This is a genomic window from Allobosea sp. 10L422 (genome assembly GCF_056395345.1).
In genome coordinates this window covers 14,762-28,893 of record NZ_JBFTJI010000008.1, presented here as the reverse complement: position 1 = coordinate 28,893, position 14,132 = coordinate 14,762, and the positions used below count along the sequence as shown (strand labels likewise).

The window sequence follows — 14,132 nt, the reverse complement described above, 5'->3', positions numbered from 1 at the left end:
CGATGATCCTGATTCGAAAGGACAATATAGGGGTAGACGATGGCTTTTTCACGCGCATAGGCGCGCGTGTGCGAGTCGGCGCGTTGATGCCGGTGTCTTCGGCGTCGGAACAGAGCGTCATGCTCGGGCTTGACCCGAGCATCGCATGCCGATGGAGGCTCCGGCGTTGCCGCATGTCAGAGATTCTCGGGTCTACGCTTCGCTCCGCCCGAGAATGACGGCTGCCCAGGCCGGAGCGCCTACCCCCGAAATTCCGTTATCGCCTCGATGAAGGCCTCGCCATATTGCGCGAGCTTGCGCTCGCCGACGCCTTCGATCGCGCGCATCTCTTCGAGACCGAGCGGCCGCTCGCGCGCCATCGCGATCAGGGTCCGATCGGTGAAGATGATGTAGGCCGCGACGCCTTCCTCGCGGGCGAGCTGAAGCCGAAGCTTGCGCAGATGCTCGAAGAGGGCGGCCGTGCCCTCGTCGAGACCGTCGGCGCGGGCGGCATCGCGCTCTCCGCGGCGGGAGCGACGCTCGGCGAAGGGATCGGCCCTGAGCGCGATGCTCTCCCGGCCGAACAGGATGTCCTCGCCCTTCGGCGTCAGGCGGAAGCCGCCATGCTCGGTGCTGGCCTCGGCCAGCGCGCCGGCGGCGAAGAGCTTGCGCGTCAGCCCGGTCCAGGCCGCCTTGGGCTTGTCCGAGCCGACGCCGAAGGTCTTGAGCCCGTCATGGTTCTGGCGGCGGATCGTCTCGGTCGCCGTCCCAGTCAGGATGTCCGCGAGGTGACCGGCGCCAAAGCGCTCGCCCGAGCGGATCACGGCCGAGAGCAGTTTTCGCGCATCGAGCGTCGCGTCCTGAAGCGCCGGCGCCTCGGCGCCGCAGAGATCGCAGCGGAACGGGGCCTGGCCATGCCTGCAGGGTGGCGTCTCCTCGCCGAAATAGCTGAGCAGCGCGCTGCGCCGGCACAATGCATTCTCGCAGAGGTCGATCATCGCGTTCAGGCGCTTGTGTTCGATGCGCTTGCGCTCATCGTCGACCGGCTTCTCGTCGATCTGGCGGCGGCGGAGCGCCATGTCGTCGACGCCGTAGAGGGTGAGCGTGTCTGCCGGCAGGCCGTCGCGGCCGGCGCGGCCGATCTCCTGATAGTAGCTCTCGATCGAGCCGGGCATGTCGGCATGAACGACGAAGCGCACATCCGGCTTGTTGATGCCCATGCCGAACGCGATGGTGGCGCAGACGACGACGCCGTCCTCCTGCAGGAAGGTGTCCTGGTTGCGGTTGCGCTCCGCCTGCTCCAGCCCGGCATGGTAGGCGAGCGCGTTCCAGCCCTTCTCGCGCAGGCCTTCGGCGAGCCGTTCGGTCTTGTTGCGCGACGAGCAGTAGACGATGCCGGAGCCGTTGCGGTGGCGCCGCAGAAAATCGTCGATCTGCCGACGCGGCTGATCCTTCGGCGCGAAGGCGAGCTTCAGATTCGGCCGGTCGAAGGAATGCACCACCATCTGCGGCGGCTGCGGAAAGAGCTGGGCGGCGATGTCGGCCTGGGTCTGCCGGTCGGCGGTGGCGGTCAGCGCCGTCACCGGCACGCCGCCAAGTGCTTCGCGCGTCTTGGCGAGCAGCCGATATTCCGGGCGGAAGTCGTGGCCCCATTGCGAGACGCAATGCGCCTCGTCGATGGCGAGCCGCGTCACCCCGATGCGCTTGAGGCGCGAGACCAGCCCCTCTCCGGCAAGCCGCTCCGGCGAGACGAAGAGGAGCCGCAGATCGCCCGCGTTGAGGCGGTCCCAGGCCTCGGTGGCCTCGCTCTCGCTGTTCATCGAGTTGAGCGAGGCAGCCGGCACTCCGGCCCGGACGAGCTGGCCGACCTGATCGCGCATCAGCGCGATCAGGGGCGAGACGACGAGAGTGAGGCCGCCCGCGACCAGCGCCGGGAGCTGGTAACACATCGATTTGCCGGAGCCGGTCGGCATCACCGCGAAGACGTCGCGGCCGGTAAGGGCAGCTTCGATCACCTCCCACTGGCCGGGGCGGAAATCATCGTAGCCCCACACGGATTTCAGGATCGCGCGGGCTTCTGATTCGCGGGATGGCGACATGGGGAAGGGGTGTGCCGCAGCCGGACGCGCTTGGCCAGTCTTTCGCCCGCCTAGCCGCGCGCCGCCAACAGATGAACGAGTGCGGTCAATGCGAAGATCGCGGCGATCAGCCTCGACGGCCAGGGCCGTAGATCGAACCAGATGAATTGCAGGACGAGCCTCAGGCTCCAGAAGCCGGCACCGGCCAAGGGTAGCAGCGGCTGGGCGCTCGCTTGCTCCGACTGCCAGAGCAGCGCCGCCCCATAGGCGAGGAAGACGAAACCCAGCATGACGTTGAGCGTCTGGGTGATCGCGGTGTTCAGGCTGCCGGAGCGCTCGAGCTTCTCCGGCCAGCCGAACAATCGCCAGAAGGCGGCGTGGAACAGGGCGAAGCCGAGATCGAGCAGGCCGGCGGCCAGCAGCACGACGGCTCAGCTTCGCGTCGCGATGGCTGCTGCGGCGCCAGCCATCACGCCGCCGGTCGTCCGGTTGATCCAGCGCATGGCGCGCGGGCTGGCGACGAGGCGCCGTGCCCGATCGGCCGCATAGGCATAGGCCAGCATCGTCCCGCCGAGGATCGGCGCGATCAGCGCCATGACTTCCAGATAGGCGAGCGGGGTCAGCGCGTTGAGATCGATGACCAATGGCAGGATCGACAGGAAGAAGATCATGACCTTGGGATTGCCGAGCGTCAGCGCGATGCCGCCCAGGAACAGGCGGATGCCCTCGCCGCGCGCGGCGGGGGAAGGTTTGGGCGGCTCGGCCGGAGCCGTCCAGGCTTTGAAGGCGAGATAGATGAGATAGGCACAGCCGGCATATTTGATCGCGACGAAGACGCCGTGGAAGCTCTGCATGAGGACGCTGAGGCCGAGCGCCGAGAGCGTGAACCAGACGAGGTCGCCTGCGACGATGCCGGCGAGGAAGGGCAGGGATCGCCGAAAGCCGGTGGAGAGGGAGCGTGCGACGAGAGCCGCAATCGCCGGCCCGGGCGAGGCGACGGCGAGGAAATAGACGCCCGCGAACAGGGCGAGGCTGGCGAGTTCCATGGGCGTCTCCCGATTTATCGAGATGCTAACAGCGACGCTCCGCCCCGTCCCATCGCAAGACGTGGTCCGATCGATCAATCCAGCGGGTCGGCCCGGCCCGGCGTGATCGCGAAACGCTGCGCGCCGGCCGGCAGGTCGCCGAACAGGGCGGCGTCGGCGCCGGTCATCCAGACCTGGCAGCCCAGCCCGGTGAGGCCCTCGTAAAGCGCCGCGCGCCGGCGCGGGTCGAGATGCGCGGCGATTTCGTCGAGCAGGACCAGCGGGGCGATGCCGTTCATCGCCGCGACGAGCCGGGCATGGGCCAGCACCAGCCCGATCAGCAGCGCCTTCTGCTCGCCGGTCGAGCCCTGTCCGGCCGGGATGTCCTTCGGTCCGTGGCGGACATCGAGATCGGAGGCCTGCGGGCCTGCGAGCGTGCGCCCGGCTGCCCGGTCGCGATGGCGGCCCTGGCGCAGCAGGTCGCGATAGGCGTCCTCCGCATCGATGGCCGGCAGGCGGGCCACGAGTTCGTCGATCTCGCCCGAAAGCGTGATATCGGCATAGGGGAAGGGCGAGGCTTCATCGCGGGTCTCGGCTATGATCGCGGACAAACGCGCCACTGTCTCGGCGCGCGCAGCCGCGACGGCGACGCCGAGTTCGGCGACCTCGCGTTCGATCGCGTCGAGCCATTGGGCCTGTCCAGGGCTTTCCTCGAGGATGCGGTTGCGCGAGCGCAGCGCCCGTTCCAGCGCATTCGAGCGGGTGGCGTGGCCCGGGTCGATCGCCAGCACCAAACGGTCGAGGAAGCGGCGGCGGTCGCCGGCGGAGCCCCGGAACAAGCCGTCGAGATCGGGCGTGAGCCAGACCACGCGCAGATAGTCGCTGAAGGCGAGCGCCGAGCCGACCGCGGCACCGTCGATGCGGGCGAGACGCGGCCGGCGCCCCTCCGCGTCGAGGGGGCCGAGGCCGATGCCGAGCCGACCAGCATCCTCGGCGAGCGTGATCGAGGCGGCGAAGGAACCGTCGCCACCTTGCCGCGCCATGACTGAAAGCTCGGTACGGCGCAGGCCCCGTCCCGGTGTGAACAGCGAGAGCGCTTCGAGGATATTGGTCTTGCCGGCTCCGTTCTCGCCGATCAGCGCAACGATTTGGCCCCCGACCGGAAGATCGAGGGCCTCGTAGGAACGGAAGTCCTGCAGGATCAGGCGCGCGACGGCGGCCATGGGCCGCTCGTTCAGACGCGCATCGGCATCAGCACATAGAGCGCGGAAGCGCCTTCGCGATCCTGGATCACGGTCGGCGACCCCGGATCGGCGAGCTTGAGCAGGGCGGTGTCGCCGTCGAGCTGGGCGGCGATGTCCATGAGGTAGCGGGCGTTGAAGCCGATATCGAGCGGGCTGGCTTCATAATCGACCTCGATCTCCTCGGTCGCCGAGCCGGAATCCGGATTGGTGACGGAGAGCGTCATGCGCCCGTCAGCCATGGAGAGCTTCACGGCACGGCCACGCTCCGACGAGATGGTCGAGACGCGGTCGACGGAAGCGGCGAAATCGCCTCTGTCTACCGTCAGCCGCTTGTCGTTCCCACTCGGGATGACGCGCTGATAATCGGGGAAGGTGCCGTCGATCAGTTTCGAGGTCAGCACCACGCTGGCGGTCGCGACGCGGATCTTCGAGCCGGAAAGCTCGACCGCGACTTCGCTCTCGCCGTCTTCCAGCAGCTTCTGGATCTCGGCCACGGCCTTGCGCGGCACGATCACGCCGGGCATGCCGACCGAGCCCTGCGGCGCCGCGGTGTCGACGCGGGCGAGCCGGTGTCCGTCCGTCGCCACGGCGCGCAGCACCGGGCGGCCATCGACGTCGATGGTGTGGAGATAGATGCCGTTGAGGTAGTAGCGCGTCTCCTCGGTCGAGATCGCGAACTGTGTCTTGTCGATCAGCCGCTTCAGCTCGCCGGCCGGCAGCACGAAGCGATGCGCCATCTCGCCTGCGGTGATGTCCGGGAAATCGCTCTCCGGCAGTGTCTGCAGCTGGAAGCGCGAGCGGCCCGAGCGCAGCACAAGGCCGCTATCGCCGGTCGTCTCGAGCGAGACCTGCGCGCCGTCGGGCAGCTTGCGGACGATGTCGTAGAGGGTATGGGCGGGAACCGTCGTGGCACCGGGCTCGGCTGCGTCGGCCGGAATCGTCTCCACCACCTCGATGTCGAGATCGGTCGCCTTGAGCCGCAGGCCGTTCTCGGAGGCGCTCAGCAGCAGGTTCGACAGGATCGGGATCGTGTTGCGGCGCTCCACCACGCGATGCACGTGGCCAAGCGACTTGAGCAGCGTGGAACGTTCGACCGTGACCTTCATGATTGTCTAGTCTTCTGGCGCTAGCCGCCCGGGCATGGCTGCCCGGGCCGATGAATGGCCAGCGACATTGCAGGACGCGGGGCGGGCGCGCAAGACCTGTGCGCTCCGGCAGCCACAACCTTTGGCGGCAACGGGCGCGTGCCCGCGTATCGGCCCGAAAAGTGGAGCCCACCTTTCGGGCGAAGTCGACACTTCGACAAAGGGATAGACCGCTTCACGCCCGGAGGGACGCAGGGCGATCTATCCGCGCCGGGCTCACTCCTGCAGCATGCGCTTCAGGAGATCGACCTCGTCATGCAGCGAGCGGTCCTCGCTGATCGCCTTCTCGATCTTGCGCACGGCGTGCAGCACCGTGGTGTGATCGCGTCCGCCGAAGCGGCGGCCGATCTCGGGCAGCGAGCGCGGCGTCAGCGCCTTCGACAGATACATCGCGATCTGGCGCGGCTTGACCACTGCCGCGGTGCGGCGCTCCGAGAGGATGTCGGCGCGGCTGACATTGTAGCGCGTCGCGACGAGCTTCTGGATGTCCTCGATCTTGACCCGGCGCGGCTCGCGCGTCCGAACGAGATCGCGGATTGCGGACTCTGCCGTTTCCAGCGTTACGAGTTGGCCCGACAGCGTCGCGTGGGCGAGCAGGCGGTTGGCGGCGCCGTCGAGATCACGGCCGTTGGTCGTGACGACGCGAGCGACATAGGCGATCACATCCGGGCTGACTTGGAAGTTCGGATGGGCGCCCTGCAGCGCGTCCATGCGGGTCGCCAGAATCTTGACGCGCAGGGCCTCGTCGAGCTCGCCGACCTCGACGACGAGGCCGCCGCCAAGCCGCGAGCGGATGCGCTCATCGAGCGCTTCCAGTTCACCGGCGAGGCGATCGCCGGCGACGACGATCTGCTTGCCGGCATCGAGCAGTGCGTTGATCGTGTGGCCGAACTCCTGCTGGATCGACTTGCCCTGGATGAACTGCACGTCGTCGACGATGAGCAGGTCGATGCCGCGCAGCTTCTCCTTGAAGGCGAGCGCGGTCTGCGACTTCAGCGCCGCGACGAAGCCATACATGAAGCGGTCTGCGGTGAAGTAGGCGACGCGCTTGCCCTGGCGGCGCGCTTCCTGCGCCACAGCCTGCAGCAGATGCGTCTTGCCGAGGCCGACGCCGGCATGGAGATAGAGCGGGTTATAGGGGCTCTGGCCCGCCGGTGCGCCGGCGATGCGTTCGGCCGCCGCGAAGGCGAGCTGGTTCGACTTGCCGACGACGAAGCTCTGGAAGCTCATGCGCTTGTCGAGCGCAGTGCCGCAGGCATCGACGAGATCGGATTCGCAGGGTTGAGCGCCGCCAGCGGCAGCCGGCCGGGCGGCTTCGGCCGCGACGGGGGAGGGCGTCGTGGCAGGCCGGGCGCGCAGGGCGGCGTCGACGCGTGGTGCGACGACCGTGGTTTCGCGCGAGACCGTGCGAACCGAGAGCAGCACGCCCCCCGGCGCCGGCAGCTCCGCCATGCAGTTCACCCGCAGGCGCTCAGCATAATGCGCCTCGAGCCAGCTCTTCAGGAAGCGGGTCGGGACCGTGAGATAGGCCACGCCCTCGACAATGCCGGCGAGCTCGAGCCGGCCGAACCAGCTGGAGAAGACGTCTTCGCCAAGCTCGGCGCGCAGGCGCCGCCGAACGCGTTCCCAGGCGTCCTGAACCGAAACCTCGTCCAGCTGAACCCCGGCGGCCTCGTCAGCCGCGATCACCACCACAGACGCTGTATCGACCGTATCACCGAGTTCCTGTCGCTCGAACATCAATGGCCCCATTCTTTGAAATGCACGCGCCTTCGGAGCGGCGGCCACAGGGCGGCCGCGTTCCTGGCACTGTTGTCCGGTTAAAAAAGGATCCCGTCCTGTCGGGCGCTTTATCGCCCGCAGGTTCCGATCCATGCTCTGTCGATTACGCTTGGAAGGCTCGTCGAGGGACGATGCCGCCCTTTATCTCAACACTAAAAGACAAAGGAGCTACATCCTCCAACCTCCATGGTCGCGAGCCAAAACGCTTATCATCTCTGGAAAACGCCTGGCGGTCATTGCTGTCCGCCGGGCGATGAAGGGACCTTACAAGGCGCTCTCGACGGGCTGCAACATCCCTTTCAGCCGGCTTCGAAGACTTGGCCTGCGAGGTGGCTCCGCCAAAGCGAGGCTGCGCCCTGCAATTGGTTGGGGAACTTAAGATTTTCTTGATGCCCGGCTCCCCTGCACGCCGCGAATCTTTTTTTCGCTGGTCTCGAAAAGCCCGCCGCAGAGTCGCCGCGATTCTACTCGCCAAAATCCTTTGCCCACTAAGGTGATGATAATACAGGTCTTTTTGTGAGCGGCGGAGTCTGTTGCGGAGGCCGATTTTTCGCTCTGAAGCGCGCCTGAGAGTCAAGTCCGCAAACCCGTGGAAAGCCTGCGGAAATGGCTTGCGGGCGAGGTTTTTCTGTTCCGTCGACGCATGTGGCCGAGTCGCAACAGGAGAGGCTTTAGCCAACGAAAAAGCCCGGCCGCAAGGCCGGGCTTTTCGCCGTCGAAACAGACGGATTTTTACGCTCAGGAAGCCAGCGCGCCGATGCGGTGAGCAAGGCGGGAAACCTTGCGCGAGGCGGTGTTCTTGTGAACCACGCCCTTCTGCGCAGCGCGCATGATCTCGGGCTGAGCAGCCTTCAGGGCCTCGGCTGCGGCAGACTTGTCGCCCGAGGCGATCGCCTCCTCGACCTTGCGCAGGAAGGTGCGCATCCGCGAACGGCGGGTCTTGTTGACCTCGGTGCGGCGGGCGATCTTGCGCGTAGCCTTCTTGGCCGACGTCGTATTGGCCATCGAAACGTCCTCGTTCTCATCGCGGTTGGGCGCCTGGCATTATTGCCGGCGGGCCTGGCCGCTTCCTTGCTGGAAAAACGTGAGCGGCGGCCGAGCTTGCGCGGGCCGCCGCGAGTGGTGGGGCTATAGTCGCTTGCGACACCGCCGTCAACGCCGGAATCGCTTTCGCCGCGCTATCCTCACGCGGAGGGCGCGATGAAGCGGGCGAAGCTCGCCAGATCGACGTTGCCGCCGCTGATGATGACGCCGACGCGCTGGCCTTCGACCGGAACCTTGCCGGTCAGCGCCGCGGCTGCGGCGAGACAGCCGGTCGGCTCGACCACGAGCTTCATCCGCTCGGCGAAGAAGCGCATGGCCTCGATGAGCTCGGCGTCGCTGACGGTGACGATGTCCTCGACCAGCGCCTGGATGATCGGGAAAGTGCGATCGCCCAGGAATGCGGTCTGCGCGCCGTCGGCTATGGTCTTCGGCACGCCGATCCTGACGATCTTGCCGGAGCGCAGCGACTGCTGGCCGTCATTGCCGGCCTCGGGCTCGACCCCGAAGATGCGGCAATTGGGATTGAGCGCCTTGGCCGCCAGGGCAGCCCCGGCGAGAAGCCCGCCGCCGCCGAGCGGCACGATCAGGATGTCGAACGGCCCGGCATCCTCGATCAGCTCCTTGGTCGCGGTGCCCTGGCCGGCGATGACGTCGGCATGGTCATAGGGCGGGATCAGCGTCAGCCCGCGCTCGGTGGCGATGCGGTTGCCGATCTCCAGCCGGTCCTGGGTGTAGCGGTCGTAGCGAACGACCTCGCCGCCATAGCCCTGGGTCGCCTCGACCTTCGCCTTCGGTGCGTCTTCCGGCATGATTATGGTGGTGGGTACGCCGAGCAGCTTGCCGGCATAGGCGATGGCCTGGGCGTGGTTGCCTGAGGAGAAGGTGAGCACGCCCGCCTTCTTCCGCTCGGGGGAGAGCGCGGAAATGGCGTTGTAGCCGCCGCGGAACTTGAAGGCGCCCATGCGCTGCAGGTTCTCGGGCTTGAAGACGAGGCTCGCCCCGCTGCGCCGGTTGGCCGTCGCCGAGCTCATCGCCGGGGTATGATGCGCGACGCCCTTCAGGCGCTCGGCGGCGAGCTCGACATCGGCATAGGTCGGTAGCGTGATGCCCTCGGGGGCGGCGATGCGGGCTGCGGTGGTCATGGGTTTCGTCCTGCTGATGAAGGTGCATCGTGTCAGCAGGGCGGGGCCGGGTTCAAGTCAAAGATCGACGCCCCGGCCATGCATGGAGGTGATCGGTCGTGCGCGCCGGCGCGGCGTCGGCCCGCACGCGCGGCGTCAGGCGTTCTTGAAGTCCGGCTTCCGCTTCTCGGCGAAGGCGGACATGCCTTCCTTCTGGTCGGCGGTGGCGAAGAGCGAGGAGAAGACGCGGCGCTCGAAGCGCAGGCCTTCCTGCAGCGTCACCTCGAAGGCACGCTCGACCGATTCCTTCGCCATCAGCACGGAGGGCAGGGACTTCGCCGCGATCGTCTCGGCCGCCTTCAGCGTCTCGGCCATCAGATCGGCGAGCGGCACGATGCGGGCTACGAGACCGGAACGCTCGGCTTCCTCGGCATTCATCATCCGGCCTGTGAGGATGAGGTCCATCGCCTTGGCCTTGCCGACCGCCTTGGTCAGGCGCTGGGTTCCGCCGGCGCCGGGGATGACACCGAGATTGATTTCGGGCTGACCGAACTTCGCATTGTCGGCCGCAATGATGAAGTCGCACATCATGGCGAGCTCGCAGCCGCCGCCGAGCGCGAAGCCGGCGACCGCCGCGACGATCGGCTTGCGGCGCTGGCCGATCCGGTCCCAATCCGCGAACTTGTCGTCGAGATAGGTGCCGGGAAAGGTCCGGCTCTGCATCTCCTTGATGTCGGCCCCGGCGGCGAAGGCCTTCTCGGAGCCGGTGATGATGATGCAGCCGATGCCGGCATCCTTTTCGAAGCCGTCGAGCGCCGCGTTGATCTCGCCGATGAGCTGGCCGTTCAGCGCGTTCAGCGCCTGCGGACGGTTGAGGGTGATCTGCCCGACCTTGCCCTTGGTCTCGACGAGAATGGTCTCATAAGCCATGGCGGCCTCCCCGATGATGCTGTCGTCGCAGCTTTAGCGGGCCGGCAAGGCTCAAGTCCATGCGCGTTGCGCGCATCCGCGCATTCGCACCCGGGATCAGGGGCTCGTCATGCTCGGGCTTGACCCGAGCATCTCCTGCAGAATGAGGCACCCGTGCCTTTCCGGCCTGAGATTCTCGGGTCAAGCCCGAGAATGACGCGAGGTCCTCACCGTCGTGGCTGGCAGCTCTCGCAATAGAAGGTCGAGCGGCCCGACTGCACCAGCCGCTTCACCGGCTGACCGCAGCCCGGCGTGAGGCAAGCCTCGCCCTCGCGGTCATAGACCCGGAAGCGATGCTGGAAATAGCCGAGCGAGCCGTCCGCATGGGCGAAGTCTCTGAGCGTCGAGCCGCCGGCCGCCACCGCCTCCTCCAGCACCTCGCGGATGATGCGGGCGAGTTCATGCGCCTTGTCGCGTGGGCGGCCGGTCGGCGTCGCGATCGTCCCGGCTTCCGCCTCGGGATGAAGCCCGGCGCGGAACAGCGCCTCGCAGACATAGATATTGCCGAGACCGGCGACGAGCCGCTGGTCGAGCAGCGCGGCCTTGAGCGGAGCGATCTTGCCGGCGAAGAGCTTGGCCAGCATTTCGCCGGACAATTCGTTGCCGAGCGGCTCGATGCCCATGCCCGAAAAATGCTTCGACGTTGCGAGCGCGGCACGTGGCACGAGGTCCATGAAGCCGAAGCGACGCACGTCGTTATAAGTGATGCGCGCGCCCGTCCCCATCTCGAACACGACATGGTCGTGGATCAGGTGCCGGCCGATTTCATTATAGTAGGAGCCCGGCTCGGTCGGGGGCGTGCCGGGCGCCTCGACGATGAAGCGCCCGCTCATGCCCAGATGCATGACCAGCGCCTCGCCGTCGTCGAGATCGGCGATCAGATATTTTGCCCGGCGCGACAACGCCTCGATGCGTCGGCCGGTCAGCCGCTCGGAGAACCGGTCGGGCAACGGAAAGCGCAGATCGGGCCGGCGCTGCTCGACGCGCGCGAAGCGCTCGCCCAGCATGGCAGGCTCCAGCCCGCGCCGGACGGTTTCGACCTCGGGTAGCTCGGGCATGAGTTGAGACCTTCGTAAAGCCTGCGTCGAGACGGGCCGCGACAAGCCCGCCGCCTTTGGCTATTCATCGCCTCAGCCGAATACAAGGTCCGCCCGCAAAAGGTCCGCCCAAACGTGACAGCAGCCTCCGACACCACTCATTTCGGCTTCGAGACGGTGAAGCTCGCCGAGAAGCAGGCCAAGGTCGACGACGTCTTCCACAAGGTCGCCAATCGCTACGACCTGATGAACGATTTGATGTCGGGCGGCTTGCACCGCGCATGGAAGAGCGCGCTGCTGACCGCGATCAACCCGGCCAAGGACCGGCCTTTCCACCACCTCGATGTGGCCGGCGGCACCGGCGACGTCGCCTTTGCGGTGCTCGAGGCCGGCGGGCCGCAGACCGACGTCACCGTGCTCGACATCAACGCCGATATGCTGCGTGTCGGGCGCGAGCGGGCCGACAAGCGCTTTCCGGAGGATGATCGCGTCCGCTTCGTCCAGGGCAATGCCGAGGCGCTCGGCCTGCCGGACAACCATTTCGACTGCTATACGATCGCCTTCGGCATCCGCAACGTGCCGCGCATCGACAAGGCGCTGGCCGAGGCCTATCGCGTCCTGAAGCGCGGCGGCCGGTTCCTTTGCCTCGAATTCAGCCATGTCGACGTGCCCCTGCTCGACAAGATCTACGAGACCTATTCCTTCAAGGTCATTCCGCCGATGGGCCGCATGGTCACCGGCGAGGCCGAGCCCTATCAGTATCTCGTCGAATCGATCCGCAAATTCCCGAAGCCGCAGGCCTTCGCGGGGATGATCGAGGATGCCGGCTTCCGCCGGGCCAAGTTCACGCCCATGACCGGCGGGGTCGTGGCGCTGCATTCCGGCTGGAAGCTGTGATGATCCTGCTGCCGTCATGCTCGGCCCTGTGCCGAGCATCCACGTCTTGCGACGCGAATGAAGGAAAGACGTGGATGGCCGGGACAAGCCCGACCATGACGACATGGACCCCTCCGCGGGCGAGCCGCGCATGATCTCCTCCTTCTTCCACATGCTGCGCGGCGCACGCGTCGGCTTCGTCTTGGCGCGCGAGGGCGCGCTCTCCCTGGTCGATCCTTCCGTGCTGCCGCCCCTGGCACGTGGTCTCATCCGCCTCGGCCGACTGATCGAGCGGCGGGGCGCCGGTTCCTCGGCGACGCGGCTCGCTGCGGCCCTGACACGGCTCGGCCCGTCCTATGTCAAGTTCGGGCAGTTCCTGGCGACGCGGCCTGATGTCGTCGGCATGAAGATCGCGGAGGACTTGTCTGCCCTGCAGGACCGGATGCCGGCCTTCCCGATGGCGGAAGCGCGCGCCATCGTCGAGGCCGCGCACGGCGTCCCGTTGCAGACGCTGTTTCCGGAATTCAGCGAGCCGGTCGCCGCCGCTTCGATCGCGCAGGTCCATCGCGCCCGGCTGAAGGACGGGCGAGAGGTCGCGGTCAAGATCCTGCGGCCGGGCATCCGCGACCGCTTCAACCGCGACCTCGCCGCGATGCGCTTCGGCGCCGAGCAGGCCGAGCGCCGCTCGGCCGAGGCGCGGCGCCTGCGCTTCACCGGGGTCGTCGAGACGCTGGCGCGCTCGGTCGCGATGGAAATGGATTTGCGGCTGGAAGCGGCCGCCCTCTCCGAATTCGCGGAAAATACCAAGGAAGACGCCGATTTTCGCGTGCCGGAGCCGGACTGGCAGCTCACCGCCCGCGAGATGCTGGTCGACGAATGGATCGAGGCGATCAGGCTCTCCGACATCGAGGGCCTGCGCGCTGCCGGCCACGATCTGCCGGAACTCGCGCGCACGATCATCCAGTCGTTCCTGAAGCACGCGATCCGCGACGGCTTCTTCCATGCCGACATGCACCCCGGAAACCTCTTCGTCGATGCGGAAGGGCGGCTCGTCGCAGTCGATGGCGGCATCATGGGCAGGCTCGGGCTGAAGGAGCGGCGCTTCCTTGCCGAGATCCTGCTCGGTTTCATCACCCGCGATTACCGCCGCGTGGCGGAGGTGCATTTCGAGGCGGGCTATGTCCCGGCCCATCACGATGTCGAGGATTTCGCTCAGGCGATCCGCGCCGTCGGCGAGCCGATCCACGACAAGCGCGCCGACCAGATTTCGATGGCCAAGGTGCTGACCCTGCTCTTCGAGATCACCGGCATGTTCGACATGGCGACCCGCACCGAGCTCGTCATGCTGCAGAAGACCATGGTGGTCGTCGAGGGTGTCGCCCGCTCGCTGGATCCGCATTTGGACATGTGGGGCACGGCCGATCCGGTCGTCCGCAGCTGGATCACCCATCATCTCGGGCCGATCGGCAAGCTGGAGGAGGCCGGGCGCGGCGCCCGCTCGCTGCTCGGTTCGCTTGCAGCGCTCCCGGACACGATCGTTCGTGCAGAGCGCGTGCTCGGCCAACTGGAGGACGCCTCGCGCAACGGCTTTGCGCTCGACGAGCGGAGCGTCGAGGCGATCGGGCGTGCCGAGGCGCAGCGCAATCGCTGGGGCACCGCCGCGCTCTGGGTGATCGCGGCGCTGGTCGCCTACGGCGTGTTCGGCTGAGGCAGGCGCTGAATCGTCATTCTCGGGCGAAGCCTTGCTTCGACCCGAGAATCTCTCGGAGGAGAGGGCGCTTTTCCGTCACGAGATGCTCTGGTCAAGCCCGAGCGTGACGCCGCTTCTCCCC

At 67.1% G+C, this 14,132-nt stretch carries 12 protein-coding genes; 2 read left to right on the top strand and 10 right to left on the bottom strand.

The features are described 5' to 3' along the window. Nucleotides 1-239 precede the first annotated feature (239 nt). The 10 genes from recQ to mutM all read right to left on the bottom strand — a co-directional run bounded on the left by recQ (nucleotide 240) and on the right by mutM (nucleotide 11,445). Nucleotides 240-2,078 (bottom strand): DNA helicase RecQ, encoded by a 1,839-nt coding sequence (gene recQ / locus AC1DEZ_RS16555; protein ID WP_476780032.1) that lies wholly within the window; start codon nucleotides 2,076-2,078, stop codon nucleotides 240-242. Nucleotides 2,079-2,128: 50 nt separating this feature from the next. Beyond that, nucleotides 2,129-2,482: a hypothetical protein gene (locus AC1DEZ_RS16550; RefSeq protein WP_441509864.1), complete on the bottom strand. Its 354-nt coding sequence runs from the start codon at nucleotides 2,480-2,482 to the stop codon at nucleotides 2,129-2,131. Nucleotides 2,483-2,488: 6 nt separating this feature from the next. Then, nucleotides 2,489-3,103 carry a LysE family translocator gene (locus AC1DEZ_RS16545; RefSeq protein WP_441509863.1) on the bottom strand — a complete coding sequence of 205 codons (615 nt, stop codon included), beginning with the start codon at nucleotides 3,101-3,103 and terminating at the stop codon, nucleotides 2,489-2,491. 74 nt (nucleotides 3,104-3,177) lie between these two features. Further along, on the bottom strand, nucleotides 3,178-4,305 hold the full coding sequence (gene recF, locus AC1DEZ_RS16540; protein ID WP_476780031.1) for a DNA replication/repair protein RecF: 1,128 nt from the start codon (nucleotides 4,303-4,305) through the stop codon (nucleotides 3,178-3,180). An 11-nt stretch (nucleotides 4,306-4,316) separates the two neighbouring features. Then, the gene (dnaN, locus tag AC1DEZ_RS16535; RefSeq protein WP_441509861.1) at nucleotides 4,317-5,432 is read right to left on the bottom strand and encodes a DNA polymerase III subunit beta; all 1,116 of its coding nucleotides are present in this window, start codon (nucleotides 5,430-5,432) and stop codon (nucleotides 4,317-4,319) included. A gap of 255 nt (nucleotides 5,433-5,687) precedes the next feature. Continuing rightward, nucleotides 5,688-7,211, bottom strand: coding sequence for a chromosomal replication initiator protein DnaA (gene dnaA / locus AC1DEZ_RS16530; RefSeq protein WP_441509860.1), 1,524 nt, complete (start codon nucleotides 7,209-7,211; stop codon nucleotides 5,688-5,690). Between the two features lie 780 nt (nucleotides 7,212-7,991). Next, nucleotides 7,992-8,258, bottom strand: coding sequence for a 30S ribosomal protein S20 (gene rpsT, locus AC1DEZ_RS16525; RefSeq protein ID WP_149131629.1), 267 nt, complete (start codon nucleotides 8,256-8,258; stop codon nucleotides 7,992-7,994). 179 nt (nucleotides 8,259-8,437) lie between these two features. After that, nucleotides 8,438-9,439, bottom strand: coding sequence for a threo-3-hydroxy-L-aspartate ammonia-lyase (locus AC1DEZ_RS16520; RefSeq protein WP_476780030.1), 1,002 nt, complete (start codon nucleotides 9,437-9,439; stop codon nucleotides 8,438-8,440). A 135-nt stretch (nucleotides 9,440-9,574) separates the two neighbouring features. Then, the gene (locus tag AC1DEZ_RS16515) at nucleotides 9,575-10,348 is read right to left on the bottom strand and encodes an enoyl-CoA hydratase (RefSeq protein ID WP_476780029.1); all 774 of its coding nucleotides are present in this window, start codon (nucleotides 10,346-10,348) and stop codon (nucleotides 9,575-9,577) included. A 206-nt stretch (nucleotides 10,349-10,554) separates the two neighbouring features. Next, nucleotides 10,555-11,445 carry a bifunctional DNA-formamidopyrimidine glycosylase/DNA-(apurinic or apyrimidinic site) lyase gene (mutM, locus tag AC1DEZ_RS16510; protein WP_476780028.1) on the bottom strand — a complete coding sequence of 297 codons (891 nt, stop codon included), beginning with the start codon at nucleotides 11,443-11,445 and terminating at the stop codon, nucleotides 10,555-10,557. Nucleotides 11,446-11,559: 114 nt separating this feature from the next. Between mutM and ubiE the strand changes: the two genes are divergently transcribed. Further along, entirely contained in the window at nucleotides 11,560-12,321 is a 762-nt protein-coding gene (gene ubiE / locus AC1DEZ_RS16505) for a bifunctional demethylmenaquinone methyltransferase/2-methoxy-6-polyprenyl-1,4-benzoquinol methylase UbiE (protein ID WP_441509856.1), read from the top strand. 130 nt (nucleotides 12,322-12,451) lie between these two features. Further along, nucleotides 12,452-14,008, top strand: a complete 1,557-nt coding sequence (gene ubiB, locus AC1DEZ_RS16500; RefSeq protein WP_476780207.1) for a 2-polyprenylphenol 6-hydroxylase — start codon at nucleotides 12,452-12,454, stop codon at nucleotides 14,006-14,008. Nucleotides 14,009-14,132: the final 124 nt, after the last annotated feature.

What these genes read in the sequence shown, in the direction of transcription:
- recQ (WP_476780032.1), bottom strand. Translation starts at nt 2,078, where the DNA reads ATGTCGCCATCCCGCGAATCAGAAGCCCGCGCGATCCTGAAATCCGTG.
- AC1DEZ_RS16545 (WP_441509863.1), bottom strand. Translation starts at nt 3,103, where the DNA reads ATGGAACTCGCCAGCCTCGCCCTGTTCGCGGGCGTCTATTTCCTCGCC.
- recF (WP_476780031.1), bottom strand. Translation starts at nt 4,305, where the DNA reads ATGGCCGCCGTCGCGCGCCTGATCCTGCAGGACTTCCGTTCCTACGAG.
- dnaN (WP_441509861.1), bottom strand. Translation starts at nt 5,432, where the DNA reads ATGAAGGTCACGGTCGAACGTTCCACGCTGCTCAAGTCGCTTGGCCAC.
- dnaA (WP_441509860.1), bottom strand. Translation starts at nt 7,211, where the DNA reads ATGTTCGAGCGACAGGAACTCGGTGATACGGTCGATACAGCGTCTGTG.
- rpsT (WP_149131629.1), bottom strand. Translation starts at nt 8,258, where the DNA reads ATGGCCAATACGACGTCGGCCAAGAAGGCTACGCGCAAGATCGCCCGC.
- AC1DEZ_RS16520 (WP_476780030.1), bottom strand. Translation starts at nt 9,439, where the DNA reads ATGACCACCGCAGCCCGCATCGCCGCCCCCGAGGGCATCACGCTACCG.
- AC1DEZ_RS16515 (WP_476780029.1), bottom strand. Translation starts at nt 10,348, where the DNA reads ATGGCTTATGAGACCATTCTCGTCGAGACCAAGGGCAAGGTCGGGCAG.
- mutM (WP_476780028.1), bottom strand. Translation starts at nt 11,445, where the DNA reads ATGCCCGAGCTACCCGAGGTCGAAACCGTCCGGCGCGGGCTGGAGCCT.
- ubiB (WP_476780207.1), top strand. Translation starts at nt 12,452, where the DNA reads ATGATCTCCTCCTTCTTCCACATGCTGCGCGGCGCACGCGTCGGCTTC.